Annotated in this window: 15 protein-coding genes; 11 read left to right on the plus strand and 4 right to left on the minus strand. The window is 61.1% G+C overall.

The genetic code is table 11. The features are described 5' to 3' along the window. The first annotated feature begins 5 nt into the window (after nt 1-5). Complete coding sequence (locus R3F07_02495) at nt 6-464, plus strand: hotdog fold thioesterase (protein MEZ5275234.1); 459 nt, start codon at nt 6-8, stop codon at nt 462-464. A gap of 200 nt (nt 465-664) precedes the next feature. Here the strand turns inward: R3F07_02495 and R3F07_02500 are convergent, their stop codons facing one another. The 3 genes from R3F07_02500 to R3F07_02510 all read right to left on the minus strand — a co-directional run bounded on the left by R3F07_02500 (nt 665) and on the right by R3F07_02510 (nt 7,095). Then, nucleotides 665-2,326, minus strand: coding sequence for a Na/Pi cotransporter family protein (locus tag R3F07_02500; protein MEZ5275235.1), 1,662 nt, complete (start codon nt 2,324-2,326; stop codon nt 665-667). A 173-nt stretch (nt 2,327-2,499) separates the two neighbouring features. After that, a complete protein-coding gene (locus R3F07_02505; protein MEZ5275236.1) occupies nt 2,500-5,946 on the minus strand; it encodes a hypothetical protein in 3,447 nt (1,148 codons plus the stop codon). Nucleotides 5,947-6,195: 249 nt separating this feature from the next. Beyond that, a complete protein-coding gene (locus R3F07_02510) occupies nt 6,196-7,095 on the minus strand; it encodes an aldo/keto reductase (protein MEZ5275237.1) in 900 nt (299 codons plus the stop codon). 225 nt (nt 7,096-7,320) lie between these two features. Between R3F07_02510 and R3F07_02515 the strand changes: the two genes are divergently transcribed. The 10 genes from R3F07_02515 to R3F07_02560 all read left to right on the plus strand — a co-directional run bounded on the left by R3F07_02515 (nt 7,321) and on the right by R3F07_02560 (nt 17,288). Beyond that, nucleotides 7,321-8,730, plus strand: coding sequence for an outer membrane protein transport protein (locus R3F07_02515; GenBank protein MEZ5275238.1), 1,410 nt, complete (start codon nt 7,321-7,323; stop codon nt 8,728-8,730). 32 nt (nt 8,731-8,762) lie between these two features. Then, nucleotides 8,763-9,992: an FAD/NAD(P)-binding oxidoreductase gene (locus R3F07_02520; protein ID MEZ5275239.1), complete on the plus strand. Its 1,230-nt coding sequence runs from the start codon at nt 8,763-8,765 to the stop codon at nt 9,990-9,992. A gap of 2 nt (nt 9,993-9,994) precedes the next feature. Further along, nucleotides 9,995-10,693 carry a DUF1641 domain-containing protein gene (locus R3F07_02525; GenBank protein MEZ5275240.1) on the plus strand — a complete coding sequence of 233 codons (699 nt, stop codon included), beginning with the start codon at nt 9,995-9,997 and terminating at the stop codon, nt 10,691-10,693. Nucleotides 10,694-10,738: 45 nt separating this feature from the next. Further along, nucleotides 10,739-11,056 (plus strand): TusE/DsrC/DsvC family sulfur relay protein, encoded by a 318-nt coding sequence (locus tag R3F07_02530; GenBank protein MEZ5275241.1) that lies wholly within the window; start codon nt 10,739-10,741, stop codon nt 11,054-11,056. A gap of 49 nt (nt 11,057-11,105) precedes the next feature. Further along, nucleotides 11,106-11,615: a DsrE/DsrF/DrsH-like family protein gene (locus R3F07_02535; protein ID MEZ5275242.1), complete on the plus strand. Its 510-nt coding sequence runs from the start codon at nt 11,106-11,108 to the stop codon at nt 11,613-11,615. A 404-nt stretch (nt 11,616-12,019) separates the two neighbouring features. After that, on the plus strand, nt 12,020-12,796 hold the full coding sequence (locus R3F07_02540) for a cytochrome c3 family protein (GenBank protein MEZ5275243.1): 777 nt from the start codon (nt 12,020-12,022) through the stop codon (nt 12,794-12,796). Nucleotides 12,797-12,827: 31 nt separating this feature from the next. Beyond that, nucleotides 12,828-14,924 carry a hypothetical protein gene (locus R3F07_02545; protein ID MEZ5275244.1) on the plus strand — a complete coding sequence of 699 codons (2,097 nt, stop codon included), beginning with the start codon at nt 12,828-12,830 and terminating at the stop codon, nt 14,922-14,924. A 42-nt stretch (nt 14,925-14,966) separates the two neighbouring features. Further along, on the plus strand, nt 14,967-15,308 hold the full coding sequence (locus R3F07_02550; protein ID MEZ5275245.1) for a c-type cytochrome: 342 nt from the start codon (nt 14,967-14,969) through the stop codon (nt 15,306-15,308). Between the two features lie 82 nt (nt 15,309-15,390). After that, nucleotides 15,391-16,866: a NapC/NirT family cytochrome c gene (locus R3F07_02555; GenBank protein ID MEZ5275246.1), complete on the plus strand. Its 1,476-nt coding sequence runs from the start codon at nt 15,391-15,393 to the stop codon at nt 16,864-16,866. 65 nt (nt 16,867-16,931) lie between these two features. Beyond that, entirely contained in the window at nt 16,932-17,288 is a 357-nt protein-coding gene (locus R3F07_02560; protein ID MEZ5275247.1) for a cyclic nucleotide-binding domain-containing protein, read from the plus strand. 54 nt (nt 17,289-17,342) lie between these two features. Here the strand turns inward: R3F07_02560 and R3F07_02565 are convergent, their stop codons facing one another. Next, a complete protein-coding gene (locus R3F07_02565; protein ID MEZ5275248.1) occupies nt 17,343-21,062 on the minus strand; it encodes a tetratricopeptide repeat protein in 3,720 nt (1,239 codons plus the stop codon). Nucleotides 21,063-21,332: the final 270 nt, after the last annotated feature.

Here is a 21,332-nt window from a genome sequence, read left to right on the forward strand (position 1 = left end):
GCACGATGGGCGGGGTGGAATTCTCGATTGAAGACGCTGGGTTTCCCCTCAAACCAAAGACGGCGGAGGACCTCCGCGCCATGTGGGCGGGGACGGCCCTGGAAGCCTTCGGCCTGGTCCTGAAGGAGGCCGGCGAGGATACCCTTGTCCTGGAAATGCCGATACGACGGGACTTTCTGCAGCCGGCGGGTCTTCTCCATGGCGGGATCAGCCTGTTCCTGGCCGAGTCGGCGGCGAGTCTCCAGGCCTGCATCGGGATCGATCTGCGTGAGCGGCAGCCGGTCGGGGTAGAGATCAACGGGAGCCACCTGCGTTCCGTCCGGGACGGCACCCTGGTGGCGAAGGCGAGGGTTCTCCGCCGGTCGGTCAACCTGATCGTTCACGAGGTGATGATCGGCCATCTTGAGACCGGCCGCGAACTGTGCGCCTGCCGGGTGACAAATTTCTACCGGAAGACGGATTGACAGGAGACCGGCTCGGAAGGAGTCAACGCGGAATAGACCGCACTGAAGACTGTTCGCGAGGGATCACGAAGTGTAGTGGCGGCAGTCTCTTGCCGCAAATCCACACTGAAACGCCCCAAGAGACTGGGGCGGCGACACCTGATAAAGAAACGAATAATCGAAGCTTGGGCATCGGCTCAACTTTGCCCTGACCGCGCCTTTTACCGTCTCTGGCGGAGGGTCTGGAGGATGTTGAGCGCGTGGTTGCCGATCTTCTCCATATTGTTGATCACATCGATGTAGAGGACCTCGCCCTTGACTTGGGTCGCCTCCTGCATGCGGCGGATGGAGGTCTTGCGGAGCTGCTTGCGTGACTGGTCGATCATGCCCTCGAGCTGATAGGCGATCTCCATGTCGGCTGCCGTGATGTCCCGCTTGAGGGCGTTGCGGTAAAACTCCATGAACTGGATGACCGCCTTGGCCATGGTGGAAATCTCGGCCCGGGCTTCGGCCGGGAGGTCGTAGCGTTTCCGGTAGTCGCGCCGGGCGGACAGGGCAAGTCGGTAGCAGCAGTCGCAGATATCCTCGAATTCGGCCACGAGGCGCAGGAGGACGCTGACCTCGGCGAGGCTGCGATCGCCGATATTTCCAGTCGTGCAGTGGAGGAGGTCGTTGGTCAGCTCCACGGCCATCTTGTCGCTCTGTTCCTCCAGGGCGCGCATTTCCTTGAATTTCTGCCCCAGGTCCTTGTCGGGGTTTTCGAAAAGCTCAACGAAGCCCTGGAACATGGTCTGGGTCAGCGCGGCCATCTTCTGGACCTCCATCTCGGACTCGGCGAGGTTGAGTTCCCCGGTTTCCGGGATGAAGCCACCGAGGTGAGCGGCCCGCTCGGAGGGGCGTCCGGGCTTCCCGCGGTCGCGGACGAACCGCTGGACCAATGCGGCGAATTGCGGCACGAAGCCGACCACGAGGCAGATATTGCAGAAGTTGAAGAGCGAATGGAAGAGCGCCATCCGGATCGGAATCAAGGTCGGATCGGACGCTGTTCCCGGCAGGATCCAATCAACGAAGTGAATGAACGGATTGAAAAGGACGAGCATCCAGAGGACGCCCACGATATTGAAGAGGAAGTGGGCGCGGGCGGCCTGGCGGGCGGGGAGGCTGGTGCCGATGGCGGCGAGGTTGGCGGTGATGGTGGTGCCGACGTTTTCACCGAGAATGATGGCGGCGGCGCTCGGGAAGTCGATCCAACCCTTGTAGGCGAGGGTCAGGGTGATGGCGCCGGCGACGGAGGAGGATTGGACGACCACCGTCAGGACGGTCCCGATGATGAAAAAGAAAAGGACTGAGAAGATGCCCCGGCCGGTGTAGTGCTGGAGGAAGGAAAGGACCTCCGGGTTGTTGCGGATATCGGGGACGGCGTCCTTGAGGAAGAGGAGGCCGAGAAAGAGAAGACCGAAGCCGATGAAGACTTCGCCGGTGTTGCGGACCTGCGACTTCCTGAAGAAAATCATGGGCAGTCCGACGCCGATGATGGGCAGGGCGATCGAGGTCAGGCTGAACTTGAAACCGAGGTAGGAGACGATCCAGAAGGTGGTGGTCGTCCCGAGATTGGCCCCCATGATGAGGCCGATCGACTCGGTCAGGGTGATCAGCTGGGCGTTGACGAAGCTGACGATCATCACCGTGGTGGCCGAGGAGGACTGGACCAGGCTGGTGATGAGAAGCCCGGTGGTGATACCCGCGAACCGGTTCTGGGTCATCGACCGCATGAGGCCGCGGAGTCGATCTCCTGAGACCTTTTGGATTCCCTCGCTCATCACCTTCATACCGAAGAGGAAGACGCCGAGGCTGCCCAGGATTTCGAATAGGGTTACAATCATGTTAAATTTTCGGGGAGAGGGGCATCGAATGGACTCGATTCGGTCGAGGCAAACAGAAAGGACGTCAGGGGTCCGCGCGATCGCAAGAGCGCCCGGTCAAGGTTCATCGGGTAAGGCCATGCCACCACCCGGGGCATCTCCCCAAGACGTCCGTTCCGCCGCGGACCCTGTGCTCAGCGGGTGGCCGGATCGAGGCCGATCGTCCCGACCATCTTCCCCGCGTAATCGGAGGTCTGGTGGTCCTCGACCCGGGAGCGGGCCTCTTCCAGCAGTTGATCGATTCCCATCCGTTCGATCGACTCCCGGTAGATGCGGTTCTTCCGGAAAGCCTCGAGTCGCCGGACGAAACCGTTGGCCTGTTCGAGATCGAACGCCTGCCGGGCCGCGAGTCGCTTCTGGTACCAATCGCTGTTGTAAAGGGACTCGCGGGTGAAAAGGGCCCGGACGGCGGGATCGTCGACTTTCTTTCCTTCCCAGTGACCTTCAGCCATGATGTGCAGGAGGGCCTTGAGCGGCGGGCAGGCGAGTTCGATCGTGCCATCCTCAAGATAGAGGAGGGCGGCGTTTTTCTGGGCGTTGACGATATTGTCGATCCCCTCGACGAAGACCTCGAGATCCTGGATTTCGGGTCGCAGCATCTCCTCCGGGAGGACGCAGCCCGGATTGCTGAAGATCCGCCCGAAAAATGCCCTGACGAAGGTATCGGTGATCCGGTAACCGAGGCGACTGGCGAGAATGGTCCGGCCCTGTTGTTCAAAATCGCGGCAGGGCTCCAGGCAGCCTTCCTGGATAAGGTAGGCGGCTGAACGCTCCCGGGCCGTCATCCGGGACCAGACTTCGGGCACGAGGAGGCTGATGTCGTGATCGACCCGGCAATGGGGTCCGATATAGCCGGCCCCGGTGGTGAAGCCTTCGTAGCCGGTGACAAGGTAAGAGACCAGAGCGTTGTTGAGGTCGATGATGGCCGGGAGGGCGTTGAAAGGGCCCTTGGTCAGGGCACCCTCGGAGCCGGCTCCGGTGGTGGAAGGGGATTTCCCGGTCAGGCTGGCCACGAAGTCCATGAAGAGCTCGGGAAGCTCCTGGTAGTGGATGGGACTGTAGACGGCGAGGGCCTTGATCCCGTTGGCGTGGTCGGGCGGGTTGTTTCGCCGGCCGGGAAGGACGGCGTTGACCGGGGCGGAGATGGGGTCGTCCTTGGTGAGGCGGCGGTAGAGGCGGATGCCGACGCGGGCGAGGTAGGTGCCACGGGGATCGAGCAGGTCAAGCCGGGTCTGCAGGTAGCGCGGGTTCTTGCTGGGTTTGCCGCCGACCAGTCGCGGATGGGCGGGGCTGGCCACATAGTCGGGCTTCTCTTCGGCGACGAATTCGCGAATGACGCGCTGCATGGGCTCCGTGAACTGGTCGAAGCGGATGGCGTCCTCCACCAGTTCGACCGCTTCCTCGCGATTGATGGGCTGGTAGTTGGAGAAGAAGTTGCCGGGCTGGGCAAAATCCTGCTCCGTCTGCTTGTCGTAGCCGCGGTGGATGGCCTCGTCAGGACGCTGGAAAAGGCGGTACTCGCAATTGGTCACGAATTTCCAGGCATCGCGGTCGAGGTCGGGCCGGAGTCCGCTGATCAACCGGGACGGGACGACAACGGAGGCGGAGATGTCGTCCTCCATCTGGATTTTGAAGGCCGGGAAGAAATCCTTGCGCAGGCGGAAGGTCCGCCACGAACCGTCCTGGTGGAAACCGACCCGAAGGTATTGGGTGACCAGTTTCAGATTGCGGTATTTGAGCTCATGGCCGGGCATCCCGTTGATGCTGTCGACCATGAAACGCCGACCCCAGTTGGCCTCCCAGTCGGGCTTGTAGAGTCGCTTCACGAGCAGCACCAGGTCCCGGATGGTATCGGGGATGGCGCGGAGCCAATCGTTGTAGTCCTCGGTGTAGTCAGGGCTTGGAGTCAGCAGCTTGACCACGGAACCGAGGGAGCGTTTCGGGCTGAGGATGGGCCGTCCGTCCGGCCGGTTGCGTTCCGGGTCGGCGAAGCGGTTGCGGTAGTCGCGGTTGATGATGGTCTCGACCTGGTCGAAGTCCTGTTTGATGTCGCGGACGATGACCGGCCCGGTGATCATGGCATCGGCGATGGACTTGGAGATCTCGGATTTTCCACCTCCGGAGACCGTGCAGGGCTTGTGGCAGAAGGTGCCCTCGGCGGTCGTTCCGATCAGGCGCCAACGTCGGCCCTCGGCGGGCTTGACCATGGCCACCTTGTAGCCCGAGGGCAGGACATAGGTCCTGGTGGGCAGGAGCTTCAAGCTGTGTTCGACCCCCTGGCGGGTCCAGGTGATGCGCTGCGTGTCGAGTCCGAAGCGGACATCGGCCGGCAGGTAGACGATATCCGGGTAGTTCCGGTCGGTCGCGTAGCCTTCGGGATGGACCTCCATGAGATCCCTGCAGCGCTCCACGGCCTCCTCAAAGGTATGGTCGACGATGGTCAGGTATTCGCTCAGGCTGAACTCCTCGCCCAGATCGTAGCTGGGAAAGGCGAGGGCGCCTCCGGCGTGTTCCTCCTCGCAGAGACCGTAAAGGTTGGCGGCGTAACTGATCTGGGTTTTGACCTCCTTCTTGCAGTATCCGAAATAATTGTCGGCGATGAGGGTGACCATGACACCGCTCTGGTCCCGGCAGGTCACCTTGAAGGCGCCTCCTTCGTTGTAGCGCTCATCGGGGTCACTCCAGCACATCCCGTCGCGGATCTGGCGTTCGGTGGCATCGTCGCGGTGGGGCAGTCCGAGTTCCTTCTTGGTCAGGCGAACCAGATGAGGCGCGAGGATGACGCATCCCGTCTGGCCGGACCAGTGCCTGAGGTCGAGGCCGGCATCGTTTTCCGGCAGGAAGGGATCTCCGGCGTTGCCGAAGATGGATTCGACGAAATCCAGATTGCTGACAAGATTGCCGGGTGCGAAGAAGCGGATCTCGGTGGACTTCTCTTCGGTGAATCCCGGAACTTCCGGACAGATCACCGGCCGGAGCAGAAGCGAAGCGAAGAGGTGGGCCTGGTCTTCCTGGGTGGAAGTGAAGGGCAGGGCGAGAATCTCCTGCGGGGGCCGGAGGGCGTGGCGCAGCAGGTTGAGAAAGGTGAGACGGGGCACGGCCTTCTTGTCGGCCGGAACGGGCAGGCCGCCCTCGGTCACGTGAAAGACTCCCTGGGTCGTCCGGCGGTCGCTGGCCGGATTGTGAAGCACGCCCTGCTTGACCCGGGTGGATTCGACAATCGGCGACTGGAAGGTGTCCTTGTCCGGCGGCAGGGAAAGGATCCGGGCGAGCCCGTGGCGTTCGAGGACCATGGTGCCGGTGGGGACGAGGATTTCGTCGGGCTCCACCAGATCGGCCAGGTAGCGGTGCAGGAACTCCTGAATGCGCTGGTCGGCCGGGCAGAGATAATCGCGCAGGATCCGGTTCTTCTCGCGGAAATTGGCGAGGAGGGAGGCTCCAAGCTCAAGGTAGGGGTAGTCCTCGGCCCGGCCCCAGATGGGCGCGCCGCGTGCGGCCAGTTTGAGATTGATGAATTCGCGAAGTCGCGCCTCGTCGTGTGCGCTCGGGTTTTCGTTGCCAAATCCCAGTCCGTTTTTCAAGTCAGCCGCCATAGTCTGCCCAAGGTAGGAGCAGGCCTCGGGCCAGCAATTGAAAAATGATGGAGAGGCGGCTTCTAGCGGTCCTGAGTTGAGCCGATTCGTCGGCTCATAGCCGGCATTTATTGTTCGTTCCGTTGTCGGGTGTAGCCGCCCCAGTCTCCTGGGGCGTTTCAACGTGGGTTTGCGGCAAGGGACTGCCGCCACTACAACTCGTGATTCCTTCTGAACGTCGCGGATCTTTTGACCGCGCTAGACCTGGCCGACCCAGTCGTCGGCGGCGGTCACGCGCCAGCGCTCCCGGATCGCTTCATACTGTTCCGGAGCGAGGGGTCGATGGGCTGCGATGGCCGCATTCTGTTGCCAGCGACCGGGCTTGGTCGTGCCGACGATGGCGGTGTGAACGCCCGGGGTGGAGAGGGTGAAGCGCAGGGCGACATCGACGCCGGTGGCCACGTCGCCGGTCAGGAAGGGGTAATCGAGGTCTTTCAGCCGCCGGAAATACGGGCGGGCATAGGGATCGGCGTCGCGTTCCGAGGCGTATTGCCAGGCGGCGTTGGCGATCGGGCGCTTCGCGATGACTCCCATGGCCCGTTCCATGGCGAGCGGCAGGACGTGGTCGAGAACCTGCTGGTCGGCGATGTTCACGGAGGTCTCGAGGACGTCGAAGAGACCGCTCGCCACCGCGGTGTAGGCATCCTGTCCATCCCCGCTGTAGCCGACGAAACGGGTCAGGCCCTTGCGCTGCAGGTCCTGGAGGACGGCGGTGGCATCACCGCGCTCAAGGATGTCCCGCCCGCAGCTGTGGAGCATGACGAGATCGACGCGGTCGGTCTTCAGCCTCTTGAGGCTTCGCTCGACCGAGCGGAGGATCAGGTCGGGATCCCAATCCTCGCCCTCGAGTCCGGACGCGTGGCCGCATTTGGTGAAAAGAAGGAATTCGTCGCGCCGGTGCCCGACGGCCTGGCCGATCTTTTCTTCGCTGTCGGCGTAGCAGGCGGCGGTGTCGATGACATTGAGGCCGGCATCGAGGGCGGAATTGAGGAGGGGGGTGACCTCGTCCTGCGGGACGGCACGAAAACCGATCTCGGCTCCTCCGAACCCGAGAACGCTGACCTCCATCCCGGTCGCACCCATGCATCTCTTTTCCATAGACGGACCATAGTAGGCTCCGTGCCCGATGGTGCAACGGATCTTTCTCGAGAGGTGCCTTTTGCGGGTATCGGGTCTGGATCAGTCTATAACCAATCCTAATATATTCATGAATGCAAATATAGTTTAATTAATGCATGCGGTTCTACAAAATATGCGCAGAAATGCACAGGATCCGATGCGATGATGGGATTTCAGACAGAACGAACCCCGACCTTGAATCTGATGAAAGCACGACAGACCCTTCCCATCCTTACCATACTGGCTGCAGCCGCCTCGGCGTCGACGGCCTTCGCCACCAATGGCATGAACCTGGAGGGTTACGGCCCGCAAGCCACCGCCATGGGTGGTGCTTCGTTGGCCTTCGACAACGGGACGGCGGCGGTGATGAACAATCCGGCCACCCTCTCGCTCATGGAGGAGGCCAATCGCCTGGATCTGGCCATCGGGATGCTCGGACCGGACATCACTGCGACGAACAACATCATCGGCCAGAGTGCGGATTCCCAGAGCACCGCGTTCTGGATGCCGGCCATGGGTTATGCCCATCGGGCCGGTGACATGGTTTTCGGCTTCGGTGTCTTCGGGCAGGGCGGAATGGGTTGCGAATACCTGCCGGATTCCTGGCGCGGGCTCGGCTTCGGGCTGGAGAACCGCACGGAGGTGTCGATCGGCCGGGCCATCGTACCGTTTGCGACGAAGGTGACCGACAAGCTCCACCTGGCGGCCTCGGTCGATTTCGTCTGGGCCGGGATGGATCTGAAGATGGCCATGGGTGGCGCCCAGTTCTTTGATCTGATCGATCCGACCCAGCAGGTCTTCGGGCGGGCCGGCGGCACGCTGGTGCAGAGCCTCGGCCAGATCCTCCAGGGAATGCCCCCTGGCACCTCGGTCGACTATGCCTACTTCGATTTTTCCAACAGCAGCGATTTCACCGGCGAGGCCAAGGGTTATGGCTGGGCGGGCAAGCTCGGGGTGGTCTACGAAGCGTCGTCCGATCTCACCCTCGGCCTGACCTATCATTCCAAGACCAGTCTCTCGGATCTCGATACGTCGAATGGCCAGGTCAGTTTCCAGCTGGATATCCCGGGGATGGGCAAGTTCCCCCAGACCCTGAACGGTGAGATTTCGGTGATCGATTTCGAGTGGCCTTCCATGCTGGCCGGTGGCGTGGCCTATCGCCCGACCCCCAGGATCCTGCTCGCGCTCGATCTCAAACAGGTCTTCTGGTCGAGTGTCATGGACAATTTCAATATGCGCTTTGTCTCTTCGGATGACGCCTCGAATGGACAACTCGCCGGGCAGGACCTCAATGCCCAGCTTTACCAGGACTGGAGTGACCAGACTGTCTTCGCCCTTGGCGGCGCCTTCAAGATCACCGACCAGTGGACGGTCCGGGCGGGCTACAACTACGGGTCGGATCCGGTCCCCAGCCAGTATCTGAACTGTCTCTTCCCGGCCATCGTGCAATCCCACATCACGGGCGGCATCGGGTATGCCTGGAATGCAAGTTCGAGCATCGATTTCTCGGTGGTTTACGGCCTGAACACGACCGATACGAGCGGCTACAACGTGACGATCGATCACAGTCAGCTGAACTTCCAGTTTATGTACAGCTACCGCTTCGGCAAGTAGGGGGCACCAGGAACAAGAAAGGACGACCGGAAATGAAGAAGCTACTCATCCTCGGAGGCGGAACCGCGGGGACCATCATGGCCAACAAGCTGGTGCCGGTGCTTGATCCGGCCCAGTGGCAGATCACGGTCGTCGACAAGTCCAAGGAGCACCATTACCAGCCGGGTTATCTCTTCATCCCCTTCGGGATCTACAACCCGCGTGATGTGATCAAGCCGAAGGGAGACTACCTGCCTCCGGGAGTCGAGGTCATCTATGAAGACGTCGAGGTGATCGAACCGGACCAGAACCGGATCAAACTGGCCGGGGGGCGGGTGGTCGGCTATGATCTGCTCATCCTCGCCACCGGTGCCCATATCAGCCCGGCGGAAACCGAAGGGATGCTCGGTGAGCAATGGCATAAGTCGATCTTCGATTTCTACACCCTGGAAGGGGCGAGCGCCCTCGCCCGGTTCTTCAAGTCATGGGAAGGCGGTCGCCTGGTCATCAACGTGGTCGAGATGCCGATCAAGTGCCCGGTGGCCCCGCTGGAGTTCGCGTTTCTGGCGGACTGGTTCTTCACTGAGCAGGGCATCCGCGACAAGGTGGAGATCGAGTATGTGACCCCGCTGCCGGGTGCCTTCACCAAGCCGAAAGCCTCCCAGCTGTTGGGCGATTTTCTGGACCGCAAGAATATCCACCTGACTCCCGATTATGCAGTCGGCCGGGTCGAGGCGGGGGCGAAGAAAATCGTTTCCTGGGACGAGCGCGAAATCGCCTACGACGTCCTCGTCACAGTGCCGACGAACAAGGGCGACGATCTGATCGAGCGCTCGGGGATGGGTGACGAGCTGAATTTCGTGCCGACGGACAAGCAGACCCTGCGCTCGATCAAGTATGAGAATGTCTTCGCGCTGGGAGATGCCACCGATCTGCCCAGTTCCAAGGCCGGATCGGTCGCGCATTTCCAGGCCGACATCCTTTTCGAGAACATTCTGGCAACGATGGATGGACGGCCCCTGCGGGCGCATTTCGACGGTCATGCCAACTGCTTCATCGAGTCCGGATTCGGAAAGGGCCTGTTGATCGACTTCAACTACGACACGGAGCCCCTGCCCGGGAAATTTCCCCTGCCGGGCGTGGGGCCCTTCTCGCTGCTTGAGGAAACCAAGATGAACCACTACGGTAAGATGATGTTCCGGTGGGTTTACTGGAACCTTCTCCTGCGTGGGGCCGAACTGCCGATCGAGTCCCATATGTCGATGGCTGGAAAGCGGGTCTGATCATGGACGACGCGAAACTCAGTGAGCAATTGGCCGTTCTGGACCGGAAGCTCGACCTGATCTCCGGAGAGATGGAAGCGCTCCGGCGCTACCGGCTCGAACTCGAGGATCTCAAGGAGGACCTGACCCGGGTGGCCAGGGACGTTTTCCAGACCGCGATCGAGGAGATGGAAGAGGTCGCTCCGTTTGTTCACAGCGGCGACTTCGTTCACCTCGCCCGCAAGCTTCTCCGCAATACCCGCAACGTGGCGACGCTGACCACCCAGGTGGAAAGCGCGATGGATTTCACCCGCGATGCGACCCCTCTGGGCAAGGAACTCTTCAATGATCTCTTGAACCGACTGGATGAACTCGACCGCAAGGGCTATTTTGAGTTCATCCGTGAGCTCTTCAACGTGGCCGACCGGGTGGTGACGACCTACTCGGTGGAAGACGTCCGCCTCCTGGCCGACAACGTGGTCGCGATCCTCGAGACGGTCAAGGGGCTGACCCAGCCCGAGATGCTCCAGTCGATCAACAACGCGATGGTCGTCTACCGGAAGCTTGATTTTGACTCCGTCGAGGAGATTTCCCTCTGGAAGGCCTTCCGGGAGATCAATCGTCCGGAAATGCGCCGGGCTCTCGGTTTCCTCATGACCTTCATGCGCAATCTTAGTGAACACCCGACCCTGAGTTCCTCTGGGAAGGATGCGGTCGGCTGAACCTCGGACAATCCCTCAACCCTCAATCCCAAGACACTGACACCCATGGCAACCAAGACAATTGCAGGCAAAGAAATCGATTTCGACGACGACAACTTCATGACGGACCACACCCAGTGGGACGAATCGGTGGCGGCGGTTCTCGCCGCCGAGGAAGGCATCGCGGCGCTGACCGACCGGCACATGGCGGTCATTAAGTTCATGCGCAAGGAGTTCCAGGAGAAGGGCACGGGACCCTCAATTCGCCGTCTGACCAAGGAGAGCGGGGTTCCGACCAAGGAACTCTACGAACTTTTCCCGGGGGGACCCGCCAAGAAGGCCGCCCGGATCGCGGGGATCAAGAAGCCCCAGGGCTGCATCTGATTCCCTGAACCATCTCTACCGACCCGTAGACCATAGAGAGGATTTCATCATGACCGCTCCGACCAAGACCGCCGACAAGATCACCAAAGTATCCATCATCGTATCCAAAGGATCACTCGACGGGATCTACCCGGGCCTGATCATGGCCAACGGGGCCCGGATGGAGGGCATCGAGGCCAACCTCTTCTTCACCTTCTTCGGCCTCTACGCCGTGATGAAGAACTTTCAGGACAAGATCCGCATTGCCACGGTGGGCAATCCCGCCATGCGGGTGCCGTCGGCGACCGGGATGCCTCTGCCGACCATTCTCGGCCTGATACCGGGGATGTCGGCTTTCGCGACCCACATGATGAACAAGGAGATGGACAAGCTGGACATCCCGCCGATCGGCGAGTTCATCGAGATGATCAGCGATGCGGGCGGTCACCTCTACGCCTGCAAGGCGACGGTCGACATGTTCCACCTCAAGGCGGACGATTTTGTGCCCCAGATGGAGAAAGTCCTCACGGTGGGGGATTTCTACGAACTGGCTGCCGGCGGCGAGATCATCTTCACCTGAGGCCCGTTGGTTCGGCTATTACGCTGCGCAACAGGCGCTCTGGAGGCGCAGGCCAGGCCTGCGCCCGCGGAGGGTGGTCCGGAGATGAACCGCCGGCTGCCTGAGCGACCCGGATTCCGGGAAAAACCCATTACCCGAATTAATAGGGAACAAATTCTGGATTGGCAGAAGATGACTTGAGCTGGCCAAAATCTGCGGAGTCCTGCATTAGTGATTCTGATACTGTTTTCGACGTTGAAGAACCCCCGGGAATTTCCCGGAATCTCCCCCAGAACCCTAAACGACCTACCCAGACGAAAACCGCACCCACATACTGGCGCGCAGTCCTCACTTCGAATCCCGCCCCGTCATGCGGAGGGATCCGACGGACCAATCCGTCTGCGACCACTATTTAGGAAATCGCCATGATCGCACTGAAGAAACGTACCCTCCGTCGAATCGCATTCGTTGCCGTCTCGGCATGGATCCTCGCGGTGATCTCTTGCACCACCGTAAGCCGGGTGGTTCTCTCTCCGCCAGCGGTGGCGGGGGCGAGCTTCGTCGGCTCCACCGAGTGTGCGGATTGTCATGGCGACCTGGTCGAAGGCTTTGCCGATTCGACCCATTCGAAGCTCATGGTGGCGAGCGTGGCGAACGAGACGGGCTGCGAGAGCTGCCACGGCCCCGGCAGTCTGCATGTACAGTCCGGTGGTTCGCCGCTCAAGATCGTCAATCCGGGTCGTTCGAGCAACGTCTGCTTCGAGTGCCATCTCGACAAGCAGGGTGAGTTCCGGCTTGAGCATTCGCATCCGGTGCTGGACGGAAAGGTGTCCTGTTCGGATTGCCACGACCCGCACAAGGGTCCGGCCGTTGCCTTCGGCGGGATGAACCTGGCCTCGATCAACGACAGTTGCGTTGAGTGCCATCAGGCGCAGCGCGGTCCCTACGTCTTCGAGCATGAGGCGGCCCGCGAAGGCTGCACCGTCTGCCACTCGCCGCACGGGTCGGTCAATGCCAAGATGCTGAAGTCCCGCAATGCCACCCTCTGTCTGCAGTGCCACTTCCAGGAGCAGACCGCAGACGGCGCCGTTCAAATCGGTGGCCGCGACCACCGCAGTTTCCTGCCCCGCGGGACCTGCTGGACTGCCGGCTGTCATGAGGCAGTCCACGGTTCCCACGTCAACTCCTCCCTCCGATTCTAGTCCCTAACCGCTCGAAGAGATCCATCCTGTCATGAAAGATCTTCCCAGATCCGAAACACGCAACCGCCGGTTGCGCGTCCTTACCCTGACTGCGGTCGTCCTCGGGTTGACCGCCACTGTTTCCGCCCAGGTGATCCCTGCCGACATCCAGTGGTTTGAGCCGAACGACCAGGAGAACTGGGTCTCGGTTTCCGCCGGGATCGCCTTCACCGATGGCGATCAGGCCAGCTACCAGGCCCGCCACCAGGTGAATGCCGACGGTTTTGGCGGCATCGAGGAGTTGCACCAGGTCTTCAATTCGGACGGTGGTGTGCTCAAGCTCGAGGCCCGCCTGCTGGCCGGGAACAACGATTTCAAGGCGATCCTCGATTACCAGGACGAAAGCGGCTGGAGCCTCCGGGGCGGATTCCGTCATTACCAGGTCTGGTATGATGCCAGTGGCGGCTACCTCCCTCCGCCGGCCGATCAATTCATCCAGTTCTTCGACGACTCGATGACGGTCGATCGCGGCACCTTCTGGGTCGAGTTCGAAATGGCCCCGGAACAGGGCTTGGGCGCCTTCCTGCGTTATGCCCACACCTACCGCGATGGGCAGAAGGGAACCACCTCGTGGAGCGCCACGAATCTGACCGGCGGTCTCGGCCAACGGGGCATTTCGCCCAACTTCTATGATCTGGATGAGACCCGCGACACGATCGAGGGCGAGATCAACTACACGGTGGACGAGACCAAGTTCGGTCTCGGCCTCCGCTACGAGACCTCTGATTATGACAACCGGCGGCAGATCCGTCGCGACCCGGGTGATACAGCCGACCGCTACCTGACTCACAAGGAGACCAACGAGACGGACCTCTTTTCCATGCACGGGTATGTCGACACCGCCTTCAATGAACAATGGCGCCTGTCGGTCGGCGGGATCTACACGGACATGAACGCCACCTTCGGCGGCGATCGGATCTGGGGTTCCAGCTACGACCCGATCTTCGATCCAGGCTTTCAGCGGCAGAATCGGGACGAGGGCTTCCTCGATCTCGAGGCAGACACCGGCATGGAGCAGTATGTGGGCAACGCCAACCTAGTCTTCTCTCCCAACAAAGACTGGCGGGTCGTCGGCTCTCTGAGGATGGAGAAGGTTGATACGGATGCGATGTCGGACTTCATCGAGACCAACTACCTCAACGGCAATGCTTCCGCGGACGAACTGGCCGGCATGAGCGACAAGCAGTTCGACGAGATCGGTGAAGAGATCGAAGTGCAGTTTGGCGGCCTCAAGTCGGTCATCATGTACGCATCCGCCCAATGGACGCAGGGAGACGGAGATCTTCGCGAGTCGATCATTGAGGTGGAGGATGGCGCCGTTGATCTCGAGCGCGATACCGGCTGGGACCGCAATACCGACAAATATTCCATTGGCGCGAACTGGCATCCGACGGCGACGTTCGGAATTGCCGGCGAGTTTTATCATAAGGTCCGCACTAATGATTATGATACGACTCAAGATTCCACGCCTCCGAGCGGCGGCGACCGCTTCCCCGCGTTTATCACTTACCAGAGTTTCACCACGGATGACATCAATGTCCGCGTGACCTGGCGACCGGATCCGAAGGTCACCGTAGTGGCCCGGATCGATGACCAGCAGACCTCGATCGATTCGCAGGAAGAGGGGCTGCCCCGGGTCGAGAGCGGTGACCTGAAGACCCGCATCTACAGCGGAGCGGTCACCTTCCTTCCGCAGGGCTGGCTCATGCTTCAGGCCAACATCAACTACGTGACCGACGAAGTGAACACCGGTCTGAGCGGTTCGGCGCTGAATATCGTCAACAACGCGACCAACGACTACTGGATCGGCACGATTTCCGCCATCATGGCGGTTGACGACAATACGGACGTGCAGGTGAACTACACCGCCTACGAGGCAGACAACTACATCGACAATTCGGCCTACACGGTGCCTTACGGAGTCGGCGAAAAGGAAAAGATGATCGGTGCCTCGATAACTCATCGTTTCTCCGAGCAGATGATGGTCTCCGCCAACTACACCTACGCGGACTTCAGTAGTGTCACGGTCGGCGGTTACAACGACTACACGGCCCACACGCTTTACGGGCGGGTCATGTATAGATTTTGACATCTGCGGTGTCTGCCATTTGAATCCGGTTATTCCATTGCTATGAAAAAGATACCTTTATTCGTTTTTTCAGCCGCGGTTCTGGGCTGGCTCGCCGGCCCGGCATTGGCCGAGGATATTGCCGAGACCTGGGCACGTCAGTGCCAGAAGTGCCATGCCGAGGACGGCTCGGGTGACACCAAGATGGGCAAGAAGCTGGGTCTGAAGGACTACCGGGACCCGGCGGTTCAGGCCGAGATGACCGATGAGGAGATCATCCGGATCACCAAGGAAGGGGTGACCGATGACAGCGGCAAGCAGGTGATGAAGGCCTATGCCGAGATCCTCACCGAGGAGCAGATCACCGAGATGTTGGCCCTCATCCGCAGCATGGCCAAGAGCTGAGCGGCAATTTCTTCTGCCGCTGCACCAATAGATTTGTCGCGGGACCGTCCCAATTCATAAGGCGGTCCCGCCTTTTTGTACCATGAGCGAACAAGAGCCGAGATACTGGAAGATAGGGAACATCTTCTTCCGGAACTACCCAAGCCTGCTTGGGTTCATCATCATGATCAGTGCGGCGTTTGCCTTTGCGCTGCTCTTCCTGATCGATCTCCTGGCCGCTCACGCCAATCCCTACATGGGGATTCTGGCCTATATCGTTGCGCCGGCCTTCTTCTTCACCGGGGTCGGCTTCCTTGGATTCGGCTGGTGGCTTCACCGTCGGAATCTCGCCCGCCACGTGGGCGATCAGTCTTTGCAGCTGACGATTGACCTGAGCCGTCCGAAGGACCGGCGGCGCCTGGTCGTCTTTGTCAGTTGCACGATTCTCTTTCTCCTGATCAGTGCGATCGGCAGTCACCGCACCTACAAATACACGGAATCGAATGAATTCTGCGGGCTGGTCTGCCACACCGTGATGGAACCGGAATACACGACCTACCAGCTTTCTCCCCACGCGCGGGTGGCGTGTGTCGATTGCCATATCGGTTCCGGAACGACCTGGTATGTCAAATCGAAGATCAGCGGCGCTTATCAGGTTTACTCCGTGCTTTTCGACAAGTACCACCGGCCGATCGAAACGCCGGTGGCCAACCTGCGACCGGCGCGGGAAACCTGTCAGGAATGTCACTGGCCGGAAAAGTTCTCCGGAAATCTGGACAGGTCCTACGAACATTTTCTGTCCGACGACGACAACACACCCTACACGGTGAGGATGTCGCTGAAAGTCGGCGGCGGCAATGCCGAGTTCGGCCCGGTCGAAGGGATCCACTGGCACGTGGCGAACAAGGTCGAGTATATCGCCACCGACCCCAAGCGTCAGGAGATCCCCTGGATCCGGGTGACCCGGGATGACGGAACCCAGAGCATCTTCGCCACCGAGGACTACATGGAAGCCCCTCCGGCAGGTGAGATCCGGATGATGGATTGCATCGATTGCCACAACCGGCCGGCGCATATATTTCAGAGCCCGAACGAGCTGGTCGAGGCGGCGATGGTCCAGGGACGGATCTCGCGGACCCTGCCGGCGATCAAGGATCGGGCGGCGGTGGCCCTGACCGGTTCCTATGAGACGGTCGAGGAGGCCGGGGCGGGTATCGTTGAAGCGATGGTCAAGTACTACGGCGACGACCCTCTGGTGCAGCCAACGGCGGACGAGCTGTTCCGGCTCTACCGCGGCCATTTCTTCCCGGCGATGGATTCGAGCTGGGAGGAATACCCCGACAACATCGGGCACAAGGACTGGCCGGGTTGTTTCCGGTGTCATGACGACCTGCACGAGAACGGAGAGGGCCAGGTTCTCCGTGCCTCAAGCTGCAATACCTGCCACACCATCCTGGCCCAGGGGCAGGGTGAGGAGTTGCGGCAGCTGGCACCGGCCGGGCTGGAATTCTTCCATCCCGACGGCGAGGATGTCAGTGGTTGGCTCTGCAGCGACTGCCACACCGGCGCACGCCAGTAGTCCGGCTTGCGGATTGGTTTTTCGCTCGCCAGACGGCGGTGGCCTTCTAGAGTCCGCGTCATCCCATGACGACGATCAATATCTTCCAGAACGCCAAGGAGTCCGAGAAATTTGCCGACGGTTCGATCATCTTCAGCAAGGGTGATCCGGGTGATTGCATGTTCGGAGTGGTCGAAGGGGAAGTGGAGATCGTCCTGAATGACAAAGTGATCGATACCCTCTCGTCGGGCGCGATCCTGGGAGAGATGGGCCTGATCGACCACAGCCCGCGGGCGGCCAGCGCACGGGTGAAAGGCTCGGCGAAATTGGTCAGGATCGACGAGCGTCGGTTCAATTTCCTGGTGCAGCAGACCCCGTTTTTTGCGCTTCAGGTCATGCGGATCATCACCGCCCGTCTGCGCAAGCTGATGGCGGCCGAGTGATTCGGCGGCCCCGGGTCAGGGGTTTGCCACTGTATCGAGTCCCCTGGATTGCCGTTAGCCGTCCCCGGGTTCGCCAAAGGCAGCCATGGCCCGGTCGAGGACCTTTCCGAGGGACAGCGCGCGTCCCTCCTGATCCGCCGCTTCGAGTTCATTTCCGGTCAGGGCGGCGTAGGCCGGGCCGAGGGTATCGGATAATTTTTTCGCGTCGGCCTGGCTGACCGGAGATTTGATATCCTTGCGCAGTTGGTCTGCGGCCGCGGCCAGAACGACGGCCTCCCGGGATTGGCTGCGACGGGCCGAAAGCATGGCGAAGGCTTCGAGCAGGAACGCGAGCGCCCTCTTGTCGCCGAGTTCGCGATTGATGAGAAGGCTTTCCCGGAGGGCGCGGGAAGCGGCGGTGTCGTCGCCCGCATCGAGAGCGACTTCGGCCAGACTGTTCAGCGAATTGGCGGTGGCCCAGCGGTCGCCGACCGCCCGGTTGAGCTGGAGGCTTTTTTCGATCACATCGCTCGCCTTGCCGTACTCGCCGCGGCTGCGATAGAGCATGCCCATATTGTTGTAGGAATTGGCCAGGGCCCAGCGGTCATTGAGTTCCTGCCGGATATGCAGTGCCTGGTCGTAGAGTTCCTCGCACGTCTCCAGATTGCCCTTCATCCGCTCGAGGATGCCCAGATTGTTGATCAGGTCGGCCGCCTTGCGTCGGTCGCCGGTCAGCTCCCGCAGAATCAGGCTGTCGCTGTAAAGGCGCGAGGCGTCAGCGAGGTTGCCGGTCTGGGCGGCGAGGGTGCCCTGGCTCTGCAGGTTCTGACCGAGGTTGACCTGGTCTCCGGCCTTTTCCAGCCCGACCGCAGCCCGCTGCAGCCACTTGATGGCTTCTGCATAATCGCCGCGCTTCCGCAGCAACTCCCCGATGGCTGATTCGGCATGGGCGATCCGCCCGGGGTCGCCGGCCGCTCGGGCCAACTCCAGTGCCCGATCGTAGTGCTTTCTGGCGCGACCCCAGTCGCCGGTTGTTTCCAGAACGCTTCCCAAGTCGATCAGCAGAGATGTCTTTTCGTCATCGTCGGACAGGGGGATCAGGCGTTCGTAGTAATCAACGGCGGCCTCATTGGAATAGGAGTGCCGGGCAGCGTCGCCGGCCTGGCGGAAGTAAATCCGTTTCTTTTCCGTGTTGTCACTGCGCCCGAAGTGATAAGCCAGCAATTCAAGCAGATTGGATCGCCGCCGTTTGGCCATGTCCTCGAGGAAGAAGCCGGCGGCTTCATGGATGCGGCTCTTGAAGGCGTGGGGCAGGCTGTCGTAGGCCACTTCCTGGATGACGATATGCTTGAAGAAATAGGCCAGCTCAGCGGTGCCTTCCTCCTTCTCAATCAGGTCATGGCGCTCGATACTGCGGAGGTCTTCCTCGACCTTGGGCATTCCGATGGAGTTCGGATGCACGCCGGCCAGCATGGAGGCGTAGAAGAGACGGCCGATCACGCTGGCGATCTTGACCGATACCTGTGCATCCCGGGTGAGCTGGTCGATACGGCTGAGCACGAGGCTGTGCATGCTGTTCGGCAGGTCGATTTCGTCCAGCGGGACATTCGAGACACCGTCGAGGACATTCCCCTCCAGGTAGTTGATCAACTCCTCGATGAAGAATGGATTTCCCCCGGATTTGCGGACAATCAGTTCGATCAGTTCGGTTGAACGCTCGAGCCGGCGATCTCCGGATTTCCGATTGTCCAGGCGCAGTTCGACCAGCTGTCTCGCCTCGTCCTCGCTGAAATCGCCGAGTTCGATCCGGGTATGGTAGTCGAGGGTTTCCTCGTCCGCGGTCAGGATGGTGCCGTCCGCTCCGGGCCGGTGGACGACAAACAAAGCCAGGGGTATCCGGACGGCTGCCTGGGCCAGAGCGATCAGGACTTCGCGCGATGCGGCATCGATCCAGTGGGCATCTTCGAGGACAATCACGAGCGGTTGGGCCGCCGCCCGGCATCGAATGCAGGTGATCAGAAGACTGATGAGTGAGGAACGTCTCAGCTTGGCGTCGAAGGTGCGGGTCAGCTCCGAATCCGGTAGTTCCAGGTTGAGGATCGGACCAAGCAGCGGCGCCCGCTCGCCGAGTCCGGGCTCGATCGATTCAAGCTGGGCGGCCAGGTGCCCCGGGATCGCCCTGGCCTCCAGGTCGGAACGGATTCCGAAAAACTCGCGCCAAATGGACCACCAGACGGAGAAGGTGCCGGTGCGCGCGAAGGCCTGGCATTCCCCGGCATAGCCGAGGAAGTTCATCCTGTCGGCCAGTTGGACAACCTCGGCGATCAGCCGGGATTTCCCGACACCCGCATCCGCCTCGATCGAGATCAGCTGTCCCCTCCCGCCGGCCGCTGCTTCGAGCTTCCCTTGGATCGCGGCCATCTCGTCTTTGCGACCGATCATGGGCAGGCGGTAACGCGCGGTCTTGAAGGCGGCGGTTGTCTGTTCCCGGCGTTTCTGGAGTTCGAAGATCTGGATGGGCTCGCTCTTTCCCTTGACGCGGATTCTGGGCAACTCCGGCAGGAAGAATGACTCGAGATGCCGGCGTGCGGCCGATTCGCTGACCAGGATCTGGCCGGGTCTGGCGTTCTGCATCAGGCGGGCTGAGAGGTTGACGTCATCGCCGAGAACACCGTAGGTCCTGCGGGAAAGGCCACCGTAGGCTCCGGTTCGCATGGTTCCACGGGTCACGCCGACTTGAACGTCGCCGACAATCTCCCTCAGGTGCGGTGGCGAGTCGCGCACCTCAAGGGCGGCCATGAGTGCACGTGCGGTGTCGTCTTCGTGGGCGGTGGGCGCACCGAAAGCGAAATAGGCAAAGCTCCCCTTGTCGCCGATGGTCAGCTGAACAAGGGTGCCGCCCAGGCGTTCGATGATCGCCTGCATCCAACGGACGTAGGCGTCGAGCTTTTCCGGTGCGGCGGGATCCGCCTCGAACTGGATGCCGGTGAAGCGGACGAAAACGGATGCGGCAGGACGGAGCTCGGTCAGGAATTCGCCCTGGGCGGAGACGATCCGCTGAAAGACCTCCTGGATCAGCCAGGGGCGGAGCGTTTCAACGCCCAGTCTGCCCCGGTCGCGGTCCGTCCGGGATGACGGAATCGGTGGATCGATCAACCGGTCGACCACCGCGATGGGTTGCCCCATCTCCGAAGGTCTTCGCTCGCGGATCGACAGAAGTCCTCCCAGGCTGGCGACAGTCCGGTCGTCGCAGACGACGTCGCCACGCTCGGCCCCGTGTTCGGCGTCGGCAAGGCTCTCGAGCACCCGTCCGGCAATCAGGTCGAAGAGCTGGATCGCGGGGTCGCCCACCACGAAGCGGCGGACCCGCCCGGTGGCGACGGCGACTTTCATGGCGAGGGCGTGTTGGGCACCGTCCGGCAGGGTGATGGCTTTGAAGGCGTCCATGGCCGCCTGCATCCCGAAGGCCGAGGCGAGAGCGCGCCGGCCGTCGTCGCCACCGAACCAGCAGGTGATGGCGTCGCCGGCAAATCCAATTACGCTCCCGCCGAAGGCATCCACCTGGCGGATCAAGGCATCGTAAACACGGTTGAGGTGATTGGTCAGCTCCTCGCCGCCCCGGCGCGGACCGTAGCGACTGACCACGGCCTCGGTCAGGGGAGTGAAACCCGAAATATCGGCGAAGAGGGCCGCTCCATCAGAAAACTCCGAAAACTCCGTCCCGTTGCAGAGTGCATCGACTCGGTCAATCGGGAGGTAGGCGGCCAGATTTTCCAGGATTTCGGGGGACGGCATCGAATCGGGCTATTAGGTGTCCGAGCCGGCTCTGAGGGTCAACCGAGAAGGACAGATCCGTCTGACTGTTGATCAGATACTTTCATCCTTCGCTGGTTTGATGGAGAGAAAGATGAATACCCCACCCGTTAGGCGGGTTGTCGATTGAGCCGACTTCGAGCGGGAGCTATGGCAATAGGTGCGCAGTCGTTTGGTGATTGCTTAGCCCTCAGGCTTCGGATGGGGTTCTTCCCGATCGTCGATCTTGCTAATCTATGGTATAAACAATGC

The sequence above is a fragment of the Opitutaceae bacterium genome (assembly GCA_041395105.1).
Lineage (GTDB): Bacteria > Verrucomicrobiota > Verrucomicrobiia > Opitutales > Opitutaceae > B12-G4.